This window comes from Sphingomonas sp. Sph1(2015) (assembly GCF_001970915.1).
Taxonomy (GTDB): domain Bacteria; phylum Pseudomonadota; class Alphaproteobacteria; order Sphingomonadales; family Sphingomonadaceae; genus Sphingomonas; species Sphingomonas parapaucimobilis.
Genome location: NZ_MQUI01000055.1, coordinates 1 through 21,176 on the forward strand (window position 1 = coordinate 1; position 21,176 = coordinate 21,176).

The window sequence follows — 21,176 nt, forward strand, 5'->3', positions numbered from 1 at the left end:
GCTGCAGCTGTTCTTGCCCAGATCGATCCCGAGAACCGATACGTCCATGACCTTGGCTCCTTCCTCAAACGACCCGCTGTCGTGCGATAACAACGGTTCGGTTTAGGGGCGGGCCATCCATAAAGGGGGCCGCACCCGGCTTGCGCCGCTTGGCGGTCCATAGCAGCAGGCCGGTGCCGACCATCGCCGCGCCGGTCAGCCCCATGACGAAATAGGCCCAGCGCAGGGCGGGTCCGGCGAAACCGGCCAAATGCAGGCCCAGCATGACGCCCGCCGTGTCGATCGCGACGGCGGCATCGCCGCTGCGGCTGAGCAGGCGGCCGGTCGCACCGTCATAGGTGGCGGTGGGCGTGCGCGAATTGATCGCACCCCGCTTTCCTTGCGCGATGGTGACGCGGGCCGCCGCATCGCCGGGATTCTGGACGATGACGCGGGTGGCGGGACCGCCCAGCCGCCGTTCCGCATCGCGCACCAAAGGCGCGATCGCGACCAGCGGACGCCGCACGCCGCTGGCGGGCACGTCGGCGGGGGTGCCATAGGCGGTCTGCATGAACTGGGCGGGCGAGGCATAGTTCGTCAACACCGGCCAGGGCATGTACATCGTCACCAGCGTGATCAGTCCGGTATAGGTGATCATCGCATGATAGGGCAGGCCGAGCACCGCCGAGACGTTATGCGCGTCGAGCCAGCTGCGCTGCCCCTTGTTCCAACGCAGGGTGAAGAAGTCGGCGAAGATACGCTTGTGGGTGATCACGCCCGAGATGATCGCGCCCAGCATCGCCATCGCGCACAGCCCCGCCAGCCAGCGACCCCAGGGGTGCGGCAGCTGAAGCTGGAAATGGAAGCGATAGAAATGCTCGCCGCCCCTGGTGTCGCGCGCGTTCAGGGGGGCTCCGCTGACCGGATCGAGGTCCAGTTCGTTGCCGCGTATCCTGGGATCGGGCTTGGCGGGGATGCGGAAGATGCGGGTCGCGACCGTGCGCGCGTCGGGCAGGTAGATATACCATTGCAGGTCGTCCGGGCCGACCCGCGACAGATAGCGCGTGGCCGAATCCGCCGCCTGGGCCGGTGACGCGGCCTCGGCGTGGATTTCGGGCTGCATCCAGCGGGTGATCTCGGGCCGGAAATAGGCCGAGGTCCCGGTCAGGAACATGGTGAACAGGATCCACCCGGCGATCAGCCCCAGCCAGCCATGCGCCCAGGCCATGCTCTGCCGCCAGCCCGGTTGTACGGTCTTGTCGCTCATGCGCGCACGCCCAGCAATTTGAGCGCCACCGCCATCGCCAGCGCTCCGCCCCAGATCACCGCGTTGACCCGGCCCAGCCGGACCTCGTGCAGCGACCAGAGCCCGACCCCGGCATAGAGCAGGAAGGACAGGATCATCGGCCAGCCGGTCGCCTCGACCCGCGCCGTCGCATCGGGAGCGGGGAGCAGGCGCGCCGTCAGCATCGCCGCGGCGACCGCAAAACCATAGCCGCCGAGAATCGCGGTGATCCAGCGCCACGCCATGGCGAATCCGGTTCGCCAGCGGCGTCCGGCTTCTTCATCAATGGCTTGGCCCGATGGCACCCACGTTGCCCCTTGTCATGTTGATGTCATCCCTTTAGCGGAGTTTGAGAGTCACTATCAATAGCAGGGAGTAAATTTATGCGCGCACTTCGCGGAGCGCTGCTGGCAGCGTGCGCCACCGGGGGAATGCTGGGCAGCGCGCTTCCCGCCCATGCGCTGACCCTGTCCGACGAGGATCAGCAGCGGCTGCGCAACGAGGATATCGTGGTCGAGGGACAGCGCGAGAAGAAGAGCGCGTCCTCGGGCACCAAGACCGATGTGCCGCTGATCGCGACGGCGCAGAGCATCACCGTGATCGACCAGGAGGAACTGACCCGGCGCAATGCGCTGTCGATCAACCAGGCGCTCGGCTATGTCGCGGGCGTCGCACCCAATCAGCGCGGCAATGTCGCCACCCGCTACGACCAGCTGTTCCTGCGCGGCTTCGCGCCTGGGGTGTTCATGGACGGGATGCGGCTGCTGGGCGGGGTTTATGCCAGCCCGCAGGTCGATTTCCATCTGGTCGAATCGGTCGATGTGGTGAAGGGGCCTGCGGGCGTCACCTATGGCTCGGGCACGCCGGGCGGTCTCATCAACCTGACCAGCAAGCTGCCTTATGCGGGACAGGGTGGGCGGATCGAGCTGGCGGCGGGCAATTATGCGCTGCTGCGCTCCAGCATCGACGTAAACCAGCCGCTCGACGCGAACGACCGCTGGCTGTTCCGGATGATCGCGGGCGCCGAGGAGTCGGACGGCTTCATCCAGCGGACCGCCAATCGGCGTTATTATGCGCGCCCCATGCTGACCTTCGCGCCCGACAAGGCGACCAGCGTGACGTTGATCCTCAACTACCAACGCGATCCCGAATCGGGGTCGTATAGCGGCGTCCCCGTCTATGGCTCGGCACTGCCCAATCCTGCGGGCGTGCTGCCGGTCGATTTCAACACGTCGGAGCCGTCCTATGAGGCGTTCGACCGGACGCAGAAATCGGCGACGATCCTGTTCCGCCACGACCTGAACGACCGGCTGAGCTGGACCACCAACGCCCGTTATCTCGCGATCGGGCTGCATTACCGGCAGATCTACGGGTCGGGCTATGTCACGCGCGGGACGGGCGCGAACGCCAACAGCGATTTCTCGACGCTCCAGCGGGGCGGCGGCGGGTCGGACGAAGCGTTCCAGACCTTCACCATCGATAATCACCTGGTCGGCAAGCTCGACACCGGCCCGGTCCGCCACACCATCCTGGGCGGCGTCGACTGGCAGCATAATCGCGGTGAGAATTACCAGGCCTTCTACACCGGACAGAATGCGAACCCGGTGTTCAACATCCCGAACCTCAGCCTGTTCGCGCCGGTGTACGGCGTGCCGCTGCCGACCTTCCCGATCACCCAGACGCACAATTACACCAAGCGCGATCAGGTGGGCGTGTATCTGCAGGACCAGATCGCGATCGGCGGGCTGCAACTGATCGCCAGCGGGCGCTGGGACACGTACAACCAGACGACACAGAATCTGAACACCAACGCCGTCAGCCGCCTGAACCAGACGGCGTTCACCACGCGGCTGGGCGCGCTGTACGAGACCAAGATCGGCCTTTCGCCCTTCGTCAGCTATTCCGAGAGCTTCGAGCCGCAGGCGGGCAGCACCTGGGACGGCAGCAACTTCATCCCCGTCACGGGCCGCCAATATGAGGCGGGGCTGAAATACCAGCCGCGCGGCACGACCGCCTTGTTCACCCTGTCCGCCTTCGACCTGCGCCGCCGCAACGTGCCGGTCGCCGATCCGCGCGCGGGCACAGGCAATATCCCCAGCAATTCGCAGGTCCAGATCGGCGAAGTCTCGGTGCGCGGGATCGAACTGGACGGTCGCGGTACGGTCGCGCCCGGCTTCGACGTAGTGGTCGCCGCCACCTATAACGACCCCTATGTCCGGCAGGGCACACCCGTGGTCGGCACCGGCGACCAGATGAGCGGCGTCACCGGCACGCGGCCCCTGGGCGTGCCGCAATGGAGCGCATCGAGCTTCCTGTCCTATGATCTGGGCAAGGCGGGCGTGGGCAATGCCCTTGGCGGCCTGAGCCTGGGCGCAGGGATACGCTATGTCGGCGAATCGGACGGGACCGCGACCACCGTGGCGTCGGGCCGCACCGTCGTCCGCCGCTTCCAGTCGCCCGATTACTGGCTGGCCGACCTGATGCTGGGTTACGATCTCGGCCGGGTCAGCCCGGCGATGGAGGGGCTGACCCTGACTGCCAATGTCGCCAATCTGTTCGACAAGCGCCACATCACCAGCTGTTTCTTCAACAATGGCTGCTATTACGGGGCATCGCGGACCTTTGTAGGCAGCCTGCGCTATTCTTGGTAAGGGCGCATCCGATTCATTCGCATTTGACGTGTCCGTCCCGCCCGCCGACCGATCGGCGGGGCCGGGGCGCAAAGGAGTTTTGAGGTTTGTCGACCGATACCGCCCTGCCCGAACTGACCCCGACCACGGCGCTGAGCGTCGAGACGGTTCAGAGCGTCCATCACTGGAACGAGCATCTCTTCTCATTCTCGGTGTCGCGCCCCGACAGCTTCCGTTTCCGTTCGGGCGAGTTCGTGATGATCGGGCTCCAGGGCGACAACGGCAAGCCGCTGCTCCGCGCCTATTCGGTCGCAAGCCCGTCCTATGACGAGAAGCTCGACTTCCTGTCGATCAAGGTCGAGGACGGCCCGCTGACCAGCAAGCTGCAAAAGGTGCAGCCCGGCGACAACATCTATCTGGGTCGCAAGCCGACCGGCACGCTGGTCGCCGACGCGCTGCTGCCCGGCAAGCGGCTGTTCATGCTGTCGACCGGCACGGGCCTTGCGCCCTTCCTGTCGGTGGCGCGTGACCCGGACATCTATGACATGTTCGACGAGGTCGTGATCGTCCACTCGGTCCGCCGGGTCAGCGACCTGGCGTTCCATGACGAGCTGGCGGGCAAGCTGGCCGACGATCCGCTGGTCGGCGATGTGGCGCAGGAGAAGTTCCACTATGTCCCGACCGTCACGCGCGAGCCGTTCCACACCACGGGCCGCATCGACGCGCTGATCGAGGACGGCCGGTTGTTCGCCGGGCTGCCCAGCGCGCATGGCTTCAACCCGGAAACCGACCGGATCATGATGTGCGGCAGCATGGAGATGATCAAGTCGCTGGGCGCCAAGTTCGAGGAAATGGGCTTTCCCGAAGGCTCGAACGCGCAGCCGGGTGCGTATGTGATCGAAAAGGCGTTCGCGGGCTGACCCTTTCCTCCCCTGGAAGGGGAGGTAGCAGGGCGAAGCCCTGACGGAGGGGTGTCCCGTTATCGAGAGGGCGGCACCCCTCCACCATGCTGCGCATGGTCCCCCTCCCCTTGCAGGGGAGGAATACCGATAACCTCCCTGCATCGCCCCCGCGACATTTGTCGCCACGGGCGGCACATTTGTGCGACATTTGCGTCCTAACGCCCAAAGCCTCGGACAAGGGAAAAGGGACGGACATGCGGCTTTGGGCGGGTTTGATGCTGGCGAGTGCGATGCCGGCGATCGCGCAGGCGCAGGTCTCGACCGAGCCTGCGCCGCAGGCCCCGCCCCCCTCGACGACGGCCGCGCCTGCCGTCTCCGCGACCGCGATACCGCAAGGGCAGACGACCAGCCCGACCCGGACCCAGGCACAGCCCGAGGCGGAGGAGGACGGCGAGGAGGCCGAACCCGACGTCGTCGTCACCGCGCGGCGCGAACCGGGCAAGGTCATCGGCGACATCCCGCCCGACCAGCAGTTGAGCCCCGCCGATATCCGCTCCTATGGCGTGTCGAGCGTCTCCGACCTGCTCACCGAACTCGCGCCGCAGACGACCAGCGGGCGCGGCGGATCGCCGGTGATCCTGCTCAACGGTCGCCGTATCGCGGGCTTCCAGGAAATCCGCGACCTGCCGACCGAGGCGATCCAGCGCGTCGACATCTTCCCCGAGGAAGTCGCGCTGAAATATGGCTATCGCGCCGACCAGAAGGTCGTGAACTTCGTGCTGCGCCCGCGCTTCCGTTCGCTGGCGGCCGAGGCGATCGGCAAGGTGCCGACGCAGGGCGGCTCGGCGATGGAGCAGGGCAAGCTAGACTGGTTGCAGATTCGCCGCGACAAGCGGCTGAGCATCCACACCGATTTTTCCAACACCTCGCGCCTGACCGAGGCGGAGCGCGGCATCGTCGCACCCGGCTCGAACGCCTCGCTGGGCGGCAATATCGTCACCGCCGACCCTAGCCTCGCCGCGCTGACCGGCACCAGCCCCAGCGTGGTGGGTATCCCCGGCGGCCTGACCGCCGCGCCGTCGCTGGCGCAGCTCGCGGGCAGCCCGGCGACGAGCACCGACGTCACCCCCTATCGCACGCTGCAATCGGCGCAGCGGCAATGGGACGCCAATATCGTCTATTCGCGCAACATCTTCGACAAGGTGTCCGCCTCGTTCAATGCCGAGGTGCAGACGACGCAGAGCAACAGCTGGAACGGCCTGCCCTCCGCCAACCTGGTCCTGCCCGCGGGCAACCCCTATTCGCCGTTCGGGGCCGCCGCGACGGTCAGCCGGTTGACCGATGCCTATGGCCCGCTTGTCCAGAACAATACCGGGCTGACCGCCCACCTGGGCACGGTGTTCAACGGCGATCTGGGCCGGTGGCGCTGGTCGGTGACGGGCGCCTATGACCGCGCCGAGAGCCGGGTGGCCACCGATACCGGGCTGGATGTGGCGGGGTTGCAGGCGCGGCTGAATGCGGGCGATCCGACCGCCAATCCTTACGGACCGCTCGACGGGCTGGGTCTGGCGGCGCGCAATTTCGCGCGGTCGACCTCTTCGTCGGGGCAGGTCGATGCGCTGCTCAACGGCCGGGTTTTCGCGCTGCCCGCGGGCGATGTGCAGGCCAGCGTGAAGGTCGGCGGGCAGACCAGCGACTTCTCCAGCAGCTCGACCCGGTTCGGCGTCTTCCAGACCGGCGACGTCTCGCGCGACATCGTCAACGGCCAGGCCAATCTGGACCTGCCGATCGCGAATCGTAACCGCCAGGTCCTGAGCGCGATCGGCGACCTGTCGCTGAACCTGAATGTCGGGGCGGATCACCTGTCGGACTTCGGCACGCTGACCACGGTCGGTTACGGCGCCAACTGGTCGCCGCTGGAGGGGGTGCGCGTCATCGCCTCCTGGACCGATCAGGAGGACGCCCCCACCGCGCAGCAACTCGGCAACCCGTCGATCACCACGCCCAATGTCCGTCTGTTCGATTATGTGCGCGGCACGACCGCGACGATCACGGCGGTGACGGGCGGCAATCCGAATCTGGTCGCGGACAATCGCCACGTCATGAAGCTGGGCCTGACGCTCAAGCCGTGGCGCGACCGCGATATCAACCTGACCGCCAATTACTACCGGATCGACACCGACGATCCGATCGCGTCCTTCCCGACGCCGACCGCCGCGATCGAGGCGGCGTTCCCCGACCGCTTTGCGCGTGATGCCGCGGGCAACCTGCTGCGTGTCGATTCGCGCCCGATCAACTTTGCGAACACCGAGCGGTCGCAGCTGCGCTGGGGCTTCAACTTCTCCAGGCCGATCAAGTCGAAGATCCAGAAGGAACTGGAGGCGTTCCGCGCCGGGACCGGCCCCAATCCCTTTGCCGGGCTGAACTTTCCCGGTCGTCGTGGCGGCGGCGAAGGCCCGCGCCGCGAGGGGCAGGGTGGTCCCGGCGCAGGTGGCCCCGGTGGTCCCGGTGCTGGTGGCCCCGGTGGCGGCCCGGGCGGCGGTTTCCGGGGCGGCGGCTTTGGTGGCGGACGCGGCGGTGGCGGCGGACGCGTGCAGTTCGCGCTCTATCACACCTGGACCTTTGCCGACCGCGTGACGGTGGCCGAGGGCGGCCCGGTGCTCGATCTGCTGCGCGGCGATGCGATCGGGTCGAGCGGCGGGACCTCGCGCCATCAGCTCCAGGCGCAGGCGGGCTATTCCAACAACGGCATCGGCGTGCGCCTGTCGGGCAACTGGCAGAGCGCGACGCGGGTCAATGGCGGCACCCCCGCCAATCCGCAGGCGCTCGATTTCGGCAGCCTGGCGACGGTCGACCTGCGCCTGTTCGCCGATCTGGGCCAGCGGCTGGACCTGTTGAAGGCGCATCCCTGGCTGCGCGGAACGCGGGTCAGCCTGTCGTTCGACAATCTGTTCAACCAGCGGCAGCGGGTGACCGATGCCAACGGCACCGTGCCGATCGGCTATCAGCCGGGCTATCTCGATCCGCTGGGCCGGACTGTTCGATTGTCGATCCGCAAGCTCTTCTTTTGAAAGATCGCGCCCTTTTTCGGGCGAAACACATCCGAACCGGGACCAATTTGGGATCGCCCTTATAAGATTTTGGCTAACCTAGACTAATTTCGTTGGCATCCCGCCCCTTTGGGAATTGCGGCGCTGCGATGGAAACGGAATAAATTCGATGAAGTGATGTCGGCCAGCGTCGATAGCGGGGGGTACATGGATCGAGGCGGAGAGGTCACGCGTGACCGTTATGACGGGCAGGTCGACGATCTGGGGGATGCGATCGACGATCGTCTACGCCGAATTCGGGACGAACTCGCCGCCGTGGAGTCGATGGTTCGTCAGGATCATGACAAGCGCATCAGTCCGGCCGATATCGGTTCGATCCTGCGCGCCGCGCGGGAGGGGATCGGGGGTTTCCTGAACCCGGATCTGTTCGCCGATCCGGCCTTCGACATGCTGCTGTTCATCTTCCTGGAAGAAGAAGCGGGACGCAGTGTGGAAACCAGCGCCTGTTACCGTGCCTCGGGCGTGCCGCGCACCACGGCCGTCCGCTGGATCAACATGCTGGTATCGATGGGGATGTTCCACAGCACGCCGCATCCGACCGATCGTCGGCTGGCGCTGCTGAGCCTGAGCGAGGGGACGCGCGCCTCGGTCCGGCAATGGCTGGAGGGGCTGCGCCCGCTGGTCGAGCGGATCGCCATGCGCCCGGCGATGCCCACCAGGCCCGTCGCCTGACGGGTGAAGGCAAGGGCTGGGGCGGGATCAGGCCGCCTTGGCCATCCGCGTGCGCAGCCGGTCGGCCAGCGTCTCCAGCGTCACCCCGTCGATCCGCGCCGCGACCGGCGCGTCGGACCGCAGGATATCGGCGATCGCCAGCTGCGACTGGGTGATCCGGTCGACCGCCTGGATGCTGACCATATGGCGGCGCAGCGTGTCGGGATCGCTGCCCAGCTCATAGGCCAGGTCGGCGAGCGAGCGGGTCAGTTCGACCAGCTCGTCCGCCAGCGCCCGGGCAAGGGCCGGTTCCATGGCCCCCTGCGTCATTTGCTGCACAGTTTCACGATATTGGCAAAGATCGCGTCGCCCGCCACCGGCTGCGACACCGCGCCCTTGTTCAGCGTGAAGTCGGTGCCGTTGCGGCCGATGGCATAGGCCCCACCCGCCAGCATCGCGCGCAGACCCGCCGAGCCGTCCTCGTCGTCCAGCGCCAGCAGCACGCCCAGGCCGTTGCCGCCCGCCGCCTTGGCGACCGAGGCGAAGAGCAGCGAGATGGACGGCCGCTCGCCCGCCACCGGCTCGCGGGCCAGCAGGCGCAAGCTGCCGTTCGGCCAGGTGTCGACGACCATGTGCGTATCGCCCTGCGGCGCGAAATAGATGGTGCCCTGTTCCACCTTCATGCCGTCGGTCGCCTCGACGACCTTGGGCGCGATCTGCTCGCGCAGCTGCTCGATCATCGGGGACAGCAGGCCCGGCGACATCTGCTGCACGACCAGGGTCGGCGGGCAGTTGGCGGGGAAATTCTGGAACAGGTCGAACAGCGCCTGGGTGTTGGCGGCGTCCGCGCCGATCGCCAGCAGGCGGCCATTCCAGTTGATGTCGGCGACCGGACCCTTGCGGCTCCTGGTGGCCTTGCCGCGCTTCAGATCGGCATTGCGCGCGGACTTGATCCGCTTGCCCAGCTTGCCGATGATCGCGTCCAGTTCGGCCTGCACCGCGACCTTGGGCTTGGGAAAACAGTCGATCGCGCCGAGGCGCAGCGCCTCGACCGATTCCGCGGCGCCCGCGGCGGTCCGGGTCGAGAACATGATGACCGGCATCGGCCGCTCCTCCATGATCTCGGCCAGATATTCCAGGCCGCTCATGCCGGGCATCTCGACGTCCAGCGTCATGACCTCGGGGCGATACTGGTCGACCATCTTGCGGGCTTCGGCCGCGCCGTCTGCGGCACCCACCACCTGCACGCCCTTGATGCGTTCGAGCGCGCCCGAGATGAGGACCCGCATCGTCAGCGAGTCGTCCACGACCAGAACCTTAACGTCCGCCATTACTCTATACCTTCCAACGGAAACGCCGTTACGTCTTGAAAAACCGGGATTACGCGGCTTCGGCCGTCAATGTCACGCTGTCGGTCAGGCGATCAAGCGCCAGGATCAGGATCAGCCGCTGTTCGATGGTGGCCAGCCCTTCCAGATAATGCGCCGCCGTGGCGTCGCCCATGTCGGGCAGGGGCTGCATCGCTTCGGGGGGAATGGTCACGATATCGTTGACCGCATCGACGATCAGGCCCTGGAGCTGCTCGCCGATCCGCACCACGATGATGACGTGGCGCGCGCTGGGATCGGTCACGCCCCAGCCCAGCCGGTGGCGCAGGTCGAGCACCGGCAGGACCACGCCGCGCAGGTTCACGACGCCGCGCACATGCGCGGGGACATTGGGCAGCGGGGTCGCGGGCGACCAGGCGCGGATTTCGCGGATGGCCATGATGTCGACGCCCAGGATCTGGTCGCCGAGCTGGAACGTGATGAGCTGACGCGACATGGTCGGTTTCCTCGGGAAAAGGGGATCAGTGCAGCACGCGGCGGATGGCCGCGGCGAGCTTTTCGGGGTTGAACGGCTTGACGATCCAGCCGGTCGCGCCCGCCTCACGCGCGCGCGCCTTCTTCTCGTCCGAGCTTTCGGTGGTCAGCACCAGGATGGGCAGGTTGCGGTGGCCGGGCTGGCGGCGCAGTGCCTCGATCAGGCCGAAACCATCCATGCGGGGCATGTTGATGTCGGTGATGACCAGATCGGGTGCGGTATCGGCCATCACCGCGTCCAGCGTATCGAGTGCATGGATGCCATCCTCGGCCTCGAGCACCCGATATCCCATATCGGTGAGCGCGGCGCGCAGAAGCATTCTCATGCTGGGCGAATCGTCCACGGTCATGATGAGTTGGGACACGAACTGGCCTTTCCTGGAAGGATCGAGAGACATTAGAAGAATTCCACATCGCCGGTCGCGGCGGGTGGAGGTGGCGGAGCGGGGCGCGCGGCGCGCGGCGGCGGCATCGCCGTGTCGGTCACGTGGCGGCACCGGGCCAGGCCAAGTGCCGGGCGGAACTCGACGCGACGGGCGCTGACGCCGCCGACATCCTCACCGACCAGCGCGATCCGCTCGTCCGCCAGGAAGCGGCGGGCGAACTGCGCATTGGCGGTGCCGATGTCGCGAAAGCCGTCACGCATCATCGCGCCGCCGAACAGCCTGGCCTTCAGGCTGTGCCGCTGCGCGCCGAGCGCCATCATCGCGTTGATCAGAACTTCCATCGCATACACGCCATAGCGCTGCATGGATTTAGGATCGGTTTCCGCGACGCCCGGTTCGGCGAGCAAAAAGTGATTCAATCCGCCGATTCCCGCGATCGGATCGTACAGGCACGCCGAAATGCAGCTGCCGAGCACGGTCGTCAGCACCACGTCCTTGTCCTGGCTAACCCGCGTCTCGCCCTGGATGACGTTGATTCGGCGAAGCCCGTCACCCCGCGCCAGCCGGGTGAAGGGCATCGGCGGCGGCGGTGGGGGAAGGGAACTGGCCATGGCCGGGGTCACGCCCGGCACCGGTCGATCAGCGCAGGCGCGATCCGGGTCAGTGTCAGCTGCCTGGTCACCGCACCGATATCCTGCGCGACGCCGGGCATGCCATAGACGACGCAGCTGTCGCGATCCTGGCCGATGGTCATGCAGCCCTTGCCGCGCATCGCGAGCAGGCCATCGGCCCCGTCCCGGCCCATGCCGGTCAGGATCGCGCCTACCGCCTTGGCCCCGACCGTCTTGGCGACGCTGTGGAACAGGCGGTCGACCGAGGGGCGATGGCCGCTGACCGGATCATCGGGGATCAGGCGCGCGCGATACTGGCCGTCGACGCCGCCGACCTCCATGTGATGCGTGCCGCCAGGCGCCAGATAGACATGGCCCGCCACCAGCGGCTGGCCATGACGCGCCTCGGTCACGGTCGGCTTGGACAGCCGGTCGAGCCGGGCGGCGAAGCTGGTCGTGAAGGTCGCTGGCATATGCTGGCAGATGACGGTCGGCGGGCAGTTGGCCGGAAAGCCGCTCAGCACCTGGATCAGCGCCTCGACGCCGCCGGTCGACGCGCCGATCGCGATCAGCGAGCCGGGGATCGGCTTGAAATCGGCCATCGGCGTGGGCGCGGCGGGCGCCATGTCGCGCACGCGGATCCGGCGGCTGCTGGCGGCGGCCTTCACGCTTTCGGCGATGCGCGGGTCGATGCAGTTGGTCGCGGGCTTGGCGCAGCATTCGACCGCGCCCAGCTCCAGCGCGCGGATCGTGGTATCCGCGCCCGCCTGGGTCAGCGTGGAGAGCATGACCACCGGCATCGGACGCAGCCGCATCACGCGTTCCAGGAAGTCGAGGCCGTTCATGTCGGGCATCTCGACGTCCAGCGTGATGACATCGGGGTCGAGCGCCTTGATCATCTCTCGCGCCTGGTGCGGACCATTGGCGGCGCCGACCACTTCGATATCGGGGTCGCGACTGAGCATGCCCGCGATCAGCGCGCGCATCGTCGGGGAGTCGTCGACAATCAGGGTACGTACGGCCATCAGGATACTTTCTGGAAAGCGGTGCGACCGATGCAGTGAAAGCGCGCCGATACTTCCGGCGGGATGCGCTCGGCATGACCAATATAAAGGGTGCCGCCGTCGACCAGCTGGTCGGCGAAGCGGGCGAGCAATTGGGCCTTGGTCGGGTCGTCGAAGTAGATCATGACGTTGCGGCAGAAGATGACGTCGAAGGGCCGCCGCATCGGCCAGTTACGCAGCAGGTTGAGTTCACGAAACGCAATCGGGTTGCGCAGCGCGGGGAGCAGTTCGTCCATGTCACCGACGCGGCGACACCAGGTCGATCGCATCGCGGCGGGCATGGCGCGGGTGGTGTCCAGCGGATAGCGGCCCGCACGCGCGGTCGCGATCACGCTGGGCGACAGGTCGGTCGCCAGCACGCGGAAATCCTGGGTCGCCAGCTTCTCGGCGGCGCGGACGTCCTGGCCCGCGATGGTCATCAGCAGCGAATAGGGTTCCTCGCCGCTGGAACAGGCCGCCGACCAGACCCGCACCCGCCCGCCGCTCGCCAGACGCTGCGCAAAGCCGGGCCAGAGCTGGTCGCGGAAATGTTCGAAATGATGATTTTCACGGAAGAAGGAGGTGTGGTTGGTGGTCAGCGAGTCGACTGCGCGGGCACGCTCGGCCGGATCGCTGGCGATCAGCGCCAGATAATCGGGAAAGTTGCTCAACCCGCAGGCGCGCAGGCGCCGGGCCAGCCGCCCATAGATCAGCTTCGCCTTGCTCTCGGGCAGCAGGATGCCCGACTCGGCGTAGATGATGTCGGCGATCGCGCGGTGGTCGGACGCCGAAAAGGCGAACTCCATCTCCCGCTGCGGTTCGCGCGATGCCAGGGCGGCGATCGCGTTCACGCGGCCATGTCCTCGAGGAAGGCGCTCGGCCCGCGCCCGTCACGGCGCCAGCGGCCGATCAGCGCATCGACGTCGAGGATCAGCGCGACCCGGCCGTCGCCCAGGATGGTCGCACCGGCCAGCCCGTGGATGGCGCGGTAATTGGCCTCCAGGCTCTTCACGACGACCTGGCGCTGGTCCTGGATCGAATCGACCATCAGCACCGCCTGGCCCTGGTCGCTTTCGACGACGATCAGCACGGCGTTTTCCGGCTTGGCGATCGCGCCGGTGACGCCCAGCTGTTCGCCGACGCGGTGGACGGGGACATAGGTGCCGCGCACGTCGAGCAGCGGCGACTGGCCGCCCACGACATGCACCTCGTCGATGCCCGGACGCAGGCTTTCGACGATATGGGTCAGCGGGATGACGAAGGTCTGGTCGCCGACCGTGACGATCATGCCGTCGAGTACGGCCAGCGTCAGCGGCAGGCTGAGCGAGAAGCTCGACCCCTTGCCCAGTTCGGACTGGATGCCGATACGGCCGCCCAGCGCCTGGATGTTCTTGCGCACCACGTCCATGCCGACGCCGCGACCCGAGATGTTGGAGACGACGGCGGCGGTCGAGAAGCCGGGGGCGAAGATCAGATTGTCGATCTCTTCCTCGGACAGCTGCGCATCGGGGGCGATGATGCCGCGCTCGATCGCCTTGGCCTTGACGCGCGCGCGGTCGATGCCGCGTCCGTCATCGGCGACGGTGATGACGATGCGGCCCGACTGGTGCGCCGCCGACAGGGTGACGACGCCCTCGCCATCCTTGCCCGCCGCCTTGCGATCGGCCGGGGTTTCCAGGCCATGGTCGACGGCGTTGCGGATCAGATGGGTCAGCGGCTCGCCGATGCGCTCGACCACGGTCTTGTCGACCTCGGTCATCTCGCCCTCGACCTCCAGGCGGACCCGCTTGCCGGTCTCGACCTCCAGCTCGCGGATGATGCGCGGCACGCGGCTGAAGACGGTCTTCATCGGCTGGGCGCGGATCGCCATCGTCGAATCCTGAAGCTCGCGCGTCAGGTGGTCGAGGTCGGACAGCTCGGGGATCGAGCCCATCTCGTTTTCCGACAGGCGCTGCGCCAGCATCGCCTGGGTGATGACCAGCTCGCCGACCAGGTTGACCAGCCGGTCCAGCTTGTCGAGGTCGACGCGGATCGTCTGGGCGGCGGCGGCGGCGACCCGTGGGCTGCTCGCCGCCTCGACCACCGAGACGACCGGTGCGGGGGGAGCCGCCGGAGCGGGGGCGGGGGCCGCCACCGGAACGGGCGCGGCGGCGACCGGCGTGGGTGCGGGTACGGCGACCGACGCCACGGGAGCAGGGGCCGCGACCGGCAGCGGGATCACATCGGCGATCGGTTCGGCGATGGCCGGTTCGACCACGATCTCGGGCTCGGCGATGACCATCGCGGCATCGGCGCGCGTGACGGTCAGGCGGCATTGCGGGTCGGCAAAGTCGAAGACCGCGCGGATATCGTCCTCGTCCAGCGTGCCGGGCAGCGCCATGGTCACGCCGATATAGGCCCGCTCGGCATCCAGCCCGTCGAGCTGCGGCAGCTCGGACAGGTCGGCCGCCAGCGTCCGGCCGCCCATGCGCGACAATTCGCGCAGCGCCAGCATCGGCTCGGCCCCATGGTCGAAGGCACGCGGGCCGGGATGGACCGAGACGACCCATTCGGCCGGACCCGCGGGCTCGGCGGCGGGGGCCGGATCCTCGAGCATCGCGAACAGCGCGTCGAAATCATCGAGCGCGGCGGCGGCGACATCGGAGGTCGGGACGGCGAACGCGATATCGGCGACGGGTTCCGGCTCGGCGACAGCCGCCGCGCCACCGATCTCGCCCTTGGCGGCAGCGTCCAGCCGGTCGAGCATCGCCTGGTCGGCGGGCATCCCGCCCTCGCCGCGTGCGGCGGCGACATGGTCGGCCAGCGTGTCGAACGCCGCGACGATCAGGTCGATCAACGGTTCGCTCAGCGGCAGCGTGCCGTTGCGAATCAGGTCCAGCAGGGTCTCGTAATGATGCGAGAAATGCTGGAGCCGCTCATGCCCGAACGCGCCCGCGCCGCCCTTGATCGAGTGGACCGAGCGGAAGACGGTGTTGATCGTCTCGTCATCATGCCGGTCGCGCTTCAGGTCGGCAAAGGCGGTTTCCAGCGCGCCGAGACCTTCCTCGCATTCCTGGAAGAAAATCTGCTGAATCTCGTCGAGGTTCATCGGGTCAGGCCTTTCAGGCGGCGGCGACGAGGCTGTCGAGCCCCGCCAGCGCGATCATCGAAGCCAGCGGCTCGGATGGGCTGTTCAGTTCGAAATCGGTCGGGATCGACGCGGCCATCGCCTGGGCGCTGGCCAGCACCTGGAGGCAGGCCTGGCCCGCCTGCGACACCTGCGACCCGTCGAGCGTGATCGGGTCGCCCGACGCGATCAGGTCGAGCAGCGCCTGGCGCAGCGGAACGGCGGCGGCGGTGTCGAGCACGGGGGCAAGGGACAGAGCGGTCACGGCGAGACTCCAGTCGCGGGTTTCGGGGGCAGCATGGCGTGAAGGTCGTTAAGAAAGCGTGGGTTGACCGAATTTTACGCTTTGCCCCCGGCCGGGCCGCCTGCGCAGGCCGGGGGCGAGCCGATCAGAATTCGGTCCAGTCGTCGTCGCTGACCGCCAGTGCGGCATTGCCCATCGACGCGGGCTGGGCCTGAGTCGGGGCCGGGGCGGCGCCAGGACGCGCGGCTTGCGCGATTCGACGGCCGGCGGCGGCCACGCGCTGCTGCAACTGATGGACCGGCTGGACGGGGGCGGGGAAATGGCCGGGCTGGTTATCGATGCGGAAGCGCGAGATTTCGCGCGCCAGGCCATCGGCCTCGACCGCCAGCGAGCGCGCGGCGGCGGTGGCCTGTTCGACCATCGCGGCATTCTGTTGCGTTACGCCGTCCATCGCGGAGACAGCGGTGTTGACCTCCTGCAGCCCGACCGCCTGCTTCTCGGCCGAGCTGGCGATGTTTTCGACCAGCGTGCTGATCTCGGCGATCTGGTGGATGATCCGCTCCAGTGCCTTGCCGGTTTCGCTGACCAGGCTGACGCCCGATTCGACCTGTTCGGAGCTGGCCAGGATTCGCGACTTCACGTCCTTGGCGGCGTCGGCCGACCGCTGGGCGAGCGCGCGGACTTCGGAGGCGACGACCGCAAAGCCCTTGCCCGCGTCACCGGCACGTGCCGCCTCGACACCGGCGTTCAGCGCGAGCAGGTTGGTCTGGAAGGCGATGCCGTCGATGACGCTGATGATCTCGGAAATCTCGCTCGATGTGCGCTCGATCCCGGCCATGGCGTCGACCGCGCGGCGGACGATCTCCCCCGATTGCTGCGCCTCGATCCGGGCATCGGCGACGGCGCGATTGGCGCGATTGGCCCCCTCGGCGGTCTGGCGGACGGTCGAGGTGATCTCGTCCATCGCGGCGGCGGTTTCCTCCAGGCTGGCGGCCTGCTGCTCGGTGCGCTGCGACAGGTCGTCCGAGGCCTGGCGGATATCGCTGGCGCCCGCATTGATACCGTGGGTGGCGGTCGTCACGGCGCCCATCGCACGACCCATCGACTCCATCGCGCGGTTGAAGTCGTGGCGCAGCTTTTCATATTCGGCCGGGAAGGGCGTGGGGATCGTCTCGGTCAGATTGCCCCCGGCCAGCTCGCCCAGCCCTTTGCCGAGCGAGGCGACGACGATCTGCTGCGCCTCGCCCGCCTTCTTCACTTCGGCGGCGTTGCGGCGGAAGACGTGCATCGCGCGGGCCATGCGGCCGATGCAGTCGCGATAATCATCATAGTGTATCTCGCGATCGATGTCGCCGGCGGCCAGATGCTCCATGGCGACGACGCTGCCGACATAGGGATCGCAGATCAGCTTGCGCGCCGCCCGCATCGCGACCAACGACAGGATCAACGCGCCAGCGGCGAACAGGACCGGCAGGGACAGGGAAAGACTGCCTTGGGCGGCGATCGTCGTCATCAGGCCGACTGCGGTGATCGCCCCGAAAAGGACGGTCAGCACGTCGAATTTGAGTCGAATCGGTGCCGTCTTGGCAAACCAGGACAACATAACAGCATACCCTCCAAAAAACCGTCCGCGAGCGGGAGCACTCGCACGGTTCGACGGAGGCTGCCGGCAGTCGCCAAGCCCTCCGGCGTGTGTGACCATATTGGGCAGAAACGGTAAAAAACCCGTTTCAATTTGGTCCAAACGCCGGAGGAAAAAGAGATTTAGGTGATGCTGGCCAAACTTTGCGTCATGCCGTGAGCGGACAATATTTCGATCCAATAGCCATCCGGGTCGGTGATGAAGGCGATGTCCTTCATCTTGCCGTCCTGGGGCCGCTTCTTGAAAGTCACGCCCAGGGACTCGAAACGCTCACAGGCGGCGGCGACATCGTCGACACTGATGCCGATATGACCAAACCCGCGTGGATCGCCGTTGCCGTCGTGATAGCCCTTGAATGCCGGGTCGGACTCTGTGCCCCAATTATGGGTCAGCTCCAATGTCGTTTCCCGGTTGAAGATGAAACGTGCCCGCTCGGCGGGGTCCTCGGGAATCGTCTCGTCCGGTTTCAGATAGGCGAGGAAGTAGAGCGAAAATTGCATCTCCTCGAAATCCAGCTGCTGGAGCAGGGTCATGCCCAGCACGTCCTGGTAAAAGGCGAGCGACGGCTTGGGGTCGCGGATGCGCAGCATCGTCTGGTTGAGCGTGAAGCTCTCGGTTCCGGCGGGGCGGGTGGTCATCATGGGGTCCTTGGAAAACGGCAAGGCCCTCCGCCGCTGGGGACGAAGGGCCTCGGATTGCGCGAAGCGGGACGACTCAGGCGAGCGTCAGGCCGACATCCACGTTGTTGCGGGTCGCGTTGGAATAGGGGCAGACCTCATGCGCGGCATGCATCAGCTTTTCGCCCTCGGCACGGTCGACTCCGGGCAGGTTGACCAACAGGTCGACGGTGATGCCATAGCCGCCTTCCTCACGCGGGCCGAAGCCGACCTCGGCGGTGACGGTCGCGTCCTGCGGCACCTTCACGCCTTCCTTGCCCGACACCGCCTTCATCGCGCCCAGGAAACAGGCCGAATAACCTGCCGCGAACAGCTTTTCCGGGTTGGCGCCCTCGCCACCCGGACCGCCCATTTCCTTGGGCACGACCAGCTTGACGTCGACCGAGCCGTCTTCCGACCGCGCCGCGCCGTCGCGACCGCCGGTCGCCGTCGCCTTGGTCTTGTAGATCACATTCACGCCCATATCGGATCTCCCGTTGCAAATTCGGTTGGCAGTGTCGGTTCGGGGGCGTCAGCGCGCAACCCCGCCCTCCCGTTCCATCGACCGTTACGGACAATGAAAGCGATTGCGGCGATCCTCCCCGAATTCGCGATCTATCGCGCCGTCGCCTCGATCGCCTGCGGCGACCAGCCGCCCCCCATCGCCTGATACAGCGTGATATAGGCGGTCAGCTGGTTGGCCTGCGCCTCGGCCAGCGCCAGTTCGGCGGTCAGCAGCCCGCGCTGCGCATCCAGCTGTTCGAGATAGGAGGAATAGCCCGCGCGGTAGCGATTGGAGGCGATGCGCAGGGCATCGGCCTGCGCCGCACGCTGCCCGGCCAGCGCCACCGCCTGCTCGCCAGAGCGGCGGACGGAGGCGAGGCTGTCGTCCACCTCGCGAAACGCGGTCAGCGCGGTCTTGCGATAGGCGAAGGCGGCCTGGTCGCGCCGCGCCGCGCTGGCATCGGCCTGCGCCCGCAACCGCCCTGCGTCGAAGATCGGGGCCAGCACGCTGCCGCCGATCGAGAAGAGGGTTATCGGATTGTTCAGCGCATTGGAAAAAGCCACGCCCGCCGACCCGGTCAGCCCCAGGCTGGGCAGCATTGCCGCGCGGGCGCTGTCGAGCGAGCGGTCGGCGGCGACCAGCGCCTGTTCGGCCTGGAACAGGTCGGGGCGGCGGCGCAGCAGGTCGGCGGGCAGGCCGTCGGGGATGGTGGGGCGGATCAGCCGGTCGATCGGCAGGCCGCGCGGGATCGGGCCGGGCGCGCCGCCGATCAACACGCTGAGCGCGTTTTCCTGCCGCGTCACCGCCAGCCGGGCGGCGGCGACCAGTTGCTCGGTCGCGCGATATTCGCCCTCGGCCTGCCGCAGTTCGAGGTTGGAGGTGTAGCCCGTCGTCGCCCGCCGCCGGGCGATGCGCAGCGCGTCGGCGCGCGCGGCCAGCGTCTCCTCGGCGATATGCAGCCGGTGGTCGAGTGCGCGCAGGGTGACATATCCGCTCGCCACCCCGGCGGCCAGCGCCAGCCGCACGGTGTCGCGCGCCGCCTCGGTCGCCAGCAGCTGCGCACGCGCCGCCGCCTGGGCATTGCGCAGCCGTCCAAACAGATCGAAGTCGTAACTCGCCTGCACCAGCGGCTGCGCGCCGAACTGGTCCAGCCCGGTGCCGAAGGCGCTGACGGTGCGCCCCTCGGACAGCGGCAGGCCCGCCGTGACGTTGGGGGACCGCTGCGCACGCGCCAGCCGCTCCTGCGCGCGCGCCTCCTCGATCCGCGCCGCCGCGCTGCCCAGATCGGGATTGTCGGCGAGCGCACGGGTGACGAGCGCGGTCAGTTGCGGGTCTCCGAACGCCTGCCACCAATCGGCCGCGATCGGGCTGCCCGGTCCCAGCGCGGTGCGCCAGGCGGGCGGCGGCACGACGGCACTGGCCGTGGGGGCGGCTGGACGCGGGCCGATGCACCCGGCGAGCAGCAGCACGGCGGCAAGGGGGAGGGCGGCGTGTCTCATCGCACCTTCGGTCCGCCTGCCGTGTCGACGCTGGCCTGTACCGACATGCCGGGGCGCAGGCGCGCCGCCAGGGGCTGGCCCGGATCGACCCGGATGCGCACCGCGATACGCTGCGGCACCTTGGTGAAGTTGCCGGTGGCGTTGTCGGACTTCAGCACCGCGAATTCGGACCCGGCGGCGGGCGAAATCCGCTCGACATGGCCCTTCAGCCGGGCATTGCTCAGGCCGTCGACGGTGAAGCTGGCGGGTTGTCCCACCGCCATGCGCGCGGTCTGCGCTTCCTTGAAATTGGCGATGACCCAGGTTTCGGGCGGCACCAGGAACATCAGCTGCGATCCCGCCGTCACATATTGGCCCAGCCGCACGCCGACTTCGGACAGGCGGCCATCTTCGGGCGCGCGGACGATGGTGTTGGCGAGATCGATCTGCGCCAGCCGCCGCGCGGCCTCCGCCCCCGACACGCCCGCCTGCTGGCCGCCGCGCCCGACCACGACGGTGCGGACATCCTGTTGCGCGATGGCGCGTGCGGCCTTGGCCTGACGCAGCTGCGCCTGGGCCTGGCGGAGCGCGGCGAGCGTCTGGTCGCGTTCGCGTAAACTGACCGAGCCATCGGTGACGAGATCGTTGACCCGCGCCATGTCCGCCTGCGCACGCATCAGCTGCGCCTCGGCATTGGCGACGGCGGCGTCCTGTGCGGCGAGGCTGGCGGTGCGCGACGCCTGGGCCTGGCGGCTGTTGGCGAGCGTCGCCGCCTGGGCGTTGACCTGCGCCGTCGCCTGGTCGACGCGCTGGCGATAGATGCGGTCGTCGATCTTCACCAGCGGCTGCCCGGCGCGCACCGTCTCGAAATCCTTGACCAGCACGGCGGTGACATAGCCGCTGACCTGCGGCGCGATCACCGTCGTCCGGCCGCGGACATAGGCGTTGTCGGTCGACTGGAGATCGCTGGAAAAGGGCGGCAGGCGCCACGCCGCCAGCACCGCCGCGATGCCGCCGATGACGAGCAGCGCGATCAGCGCGCGCGACCGCCACCCCCCCGAGGGCGGCCGCCAGCCCGAAGACGGG

The 21,176-nt window shown here is 67.7% G+C and carries 20 protein-coding genes; 4 read left to right on the plus strand and 16 right to left on the minus strand.

The genetic code is table 11. The features are described from left to right. Positions 1-64: 64 nt before the first annotated feature. Complete coding sequence (locus BSZ14_RS16380; RefSeq protein ID WP_076711746.1) at positions 65-1,246, minus strand: PepSY-associated TM helix domain-containing protein; 1,182 nt, start codon at positions 1,244-1,246, stop codon at positions 65-67. Next, a complete protein-coding gene (locus BSZ14_RS16385; RefSeq protein WP_076711747.1) occupies positions 1,243-1,509 on the minus strand; it encodes a hypothetical protein in 267 nt (88 codons plus the stop codon). Before BSZ14_RS16385 ends, BSZ14_RS16380 begins: the two co-directional genes overlap by 4 nt. A 138-nt stretch (positions 1,510-1,647) precedes the next feature. Between BSZ14_RS16385 and BSZ14_RS16390 the strand changes: the two genes are divergently transcribed. The 4 genes from BSZ14_RS16390 to BSZ14_RS16405 all read left to right on the plus strand — a co-directional run bounded on the left by BSZ14_RS16390 (position 1,648) and on the right by BSZ14_RS16405 (position 8,578). Then, positions 1,648-3,915, plus strand: coding sequence for a TonB-dependent siderophore receptor (locus BSZ14_RS16390; RefSeq protein WP_083748309.1), 2,268 nt, complete (start codon positions 1,648-1,650; stop codon positions 3,913-3,915). Between the two features lie 86 nt (positions 3,916-4,001). Beyond that, complete coding sequence (locus BSZ14_RS16395; protein ID WP_042485421.1) at positions 4,002-4,814, plus strand: ferredoxin--NADP reductase; 813 nt, start codon at positions 4,002-4,004, stop codon at positions 4,812-4,814. Positions 4,815-5,050: 236 nt separating this feature from the next. Next, a complete protein-coding gene (locus BSZ14_RS19740; protein ID WP_076711749.1) occupies positions 5,051-7,867 on the plus strand; it encodes a TonB-dependent receptor domain-containing protein in 2,817 nt (938 codons plus the stop codon). A gap of 186 nt (positions 7,868-8,053) precedes the next feature. Next, positions 8,054-8,578, plus strand: coding sequence for a hypothetical protein (locus BSZ14_RS16405; RefSeq protein WP_076711750.1), 525 nt, complete (start codon positions 8,054-8,056; stop codon positions 8,576-8,578). A 27-nt stretch (positions 8,579-8,605) separates the two neighbouring features. Here the strand turns inward: BSZ14_RS16405 and BSZ14_RS16410 are convergent, their stop codons facing one another. The 14 genes from BSZ14_RS16410 to BSZ14_RS16475 all read right to left on the minus strand — a co-directional run. Beyond that, entirely contained in the window at positions 8,606-8,887 is a 282-nt protein-coding gene (locus tag BSZ14_RS16410; protein ID WP_042485428.1) for a hypothetical protein, read from the minus strand. Beyond that, the gene (locus tag BSZ14_RS16415; RefSeq protein WP_076711751.1) at positions 8,884-9,888 is read right to left on the minus strand and encodes a chemotaxis protein CheB; all 1,005 of its coding nucleotides are present in this window, start codon (positions 9,886-9,888) and stop codon (positions 8,884-8,886) included. The genes BSZ14_RS16410 and BSZ14_RS16415 overlap by 4 nt, the downstream gene beginning before the upstream one ends. 49 nt (positions 9,889-9,937) lie before the next feature. Further along, positions 9,938-10,381 carry a chemotaxis protein CheW gene (locus tag BSZ14_RS16420; RefSeq protein ID WP_042485432.1) on the minus strand — a complete coding sequence of 148 codons (444 nt, stop codon included), beginning with the start codon at positions 10,379-10,381 and terminating at the stop codon, positions 9,938-9,940. A 25-nt stretch (positions 10,382-10,406) separates the two neighbouring features. Then, positions 10,407-10,784, minus strand: coding sequence for a response regulator (locus BSZ14_RS16425; RefSeq protein ID WP_042485434.1), 378 nt, complete (start codon positions 10,782-10,784; stop codon positions 10,407-10,409). A gap of 32 nt (positions 10,785-10,816) precedes the next feature. Beyond that, complete coding sequence (locus BSZ14_RS16430) at positions 10,817-11,383, minus strand: chemotaxis protein CheD (RefSeq protein WP_042485436.1); 567 nt, start codon at positions 11,381-11,383, stop codon at positions 10,817-10,819. 41 nt (positions 11,384-11,424) lie between these two features. Then, positions 11,425-12,441 (minus strand): protein-glutamate methylesterase/protein-glutamine glutaminase, encoded by a 1,017-nt coding sequence (locus BSZ14_RS16435; RefSeq protein ID WP_042485438.1) that lies wholly within the window; start codon positions 12,439-12,441, stop codon positions 11,425-11,427. Further along, positions 12,441-13,310: a CheR family methyltransferase gene (locus tag BSZ14_RS16440; RefSeq protein WP_198930544.1), complete on the minus strand. Its 870-nt coding sequence runs from the start codon at positions 13,308-13,310 to the stop codon at positions 12,441-12,443. The genes BSZ14_RS16435 and BSZ14_RS16440 overlap by 1 nt, the downstream gene beginning before the upstream one ends. After that, positions 13,307-15,547 (minus strand): chemotaxis protein CheA, encoded by a 2,241-nt coding sequence (locus BSZ14_RS16445; protein ID WP_076711752.1) that lies wholly within the window; start codon positions 15,545-15,547, stop codon positions 13,307-13,309. The genes BSZ14_RS16440 and BSZ14_RS16445 overlap by 4 nt, the downstream gene beginning before the upstream one ends. 13 nt (positions 15,548-15,560) lie before the next feature. Then, complete coding sequence (locus BSZ14_RS16450) at positions 15,561-15,830, minus strand: STAS domain-containing protein (RefSeq protein ID WP_042485441.1); 270 nt, start codon at positions 15,828-15,830, stop codon at positions 15,561-15,563. Positions 15,831-15,954: 124 nt separating this feature from the next. Then, complete coding sequence (locus tag BSZ14_RS16455; protein WP_076711753.1) at positions 15,955-17,412, minus strand: methyl-accepting chemotaxis protein; 1,458 nt, start codon at positions 17,410-17,412, stop codon at positions 15,955-15,957. Positions 17,413-17,573: 161 nt separating this feature from the next. Further along, the gene (gene gloA / locus BSZ14_RS16460) at positions 17,574-18,089 is read right to left on the minus strand and encodes a lactoylglutathione lyase (protein WP_198930545.1); all 516 of its coding nucleotides are present in this window, start codon (positions 18,087-18,089) and stop codon (positions 17,574-17,576) included. A gap of 76 nt (positions 18,090-18,165) precedes the next feature. Further along, the gene (locus BSZ14_RS16465; protein WP_042485447.1) at positions 18,166-18,591 is read right to left on the minus strand and encodes an organic hydroperoxide resistance protein; all 426 of its coding nucleotides are present in this window, start codon (positions 18,589-18,591) and stop codon (positions 18,166-18,168) included. A gap of 131 nt (positions 18,592-18,722) precedes the next feature. Continuing rightward, positions 18,723-20,111, minus strand: coding sequence for an efflux transporter outer membrane subunit (locus BSZ14_RS16470; protein ID WP_076711755.1), 1,389 nt, complete (start codon positions 20,109-20,111; stop codon positions 18,723-18,725). Further along, positions 20,108-21,176: HlyD family secretion protein (locus BSZ14_RS16475; RefSeq protein WP_076711756.1), on the minus strand; the 1,069-nt coding region annotated here is incomplete at its 5' end. The genes BSZ14_RS16475 and BSZ14_RS16470, both read right to left, overlap by 4 nt.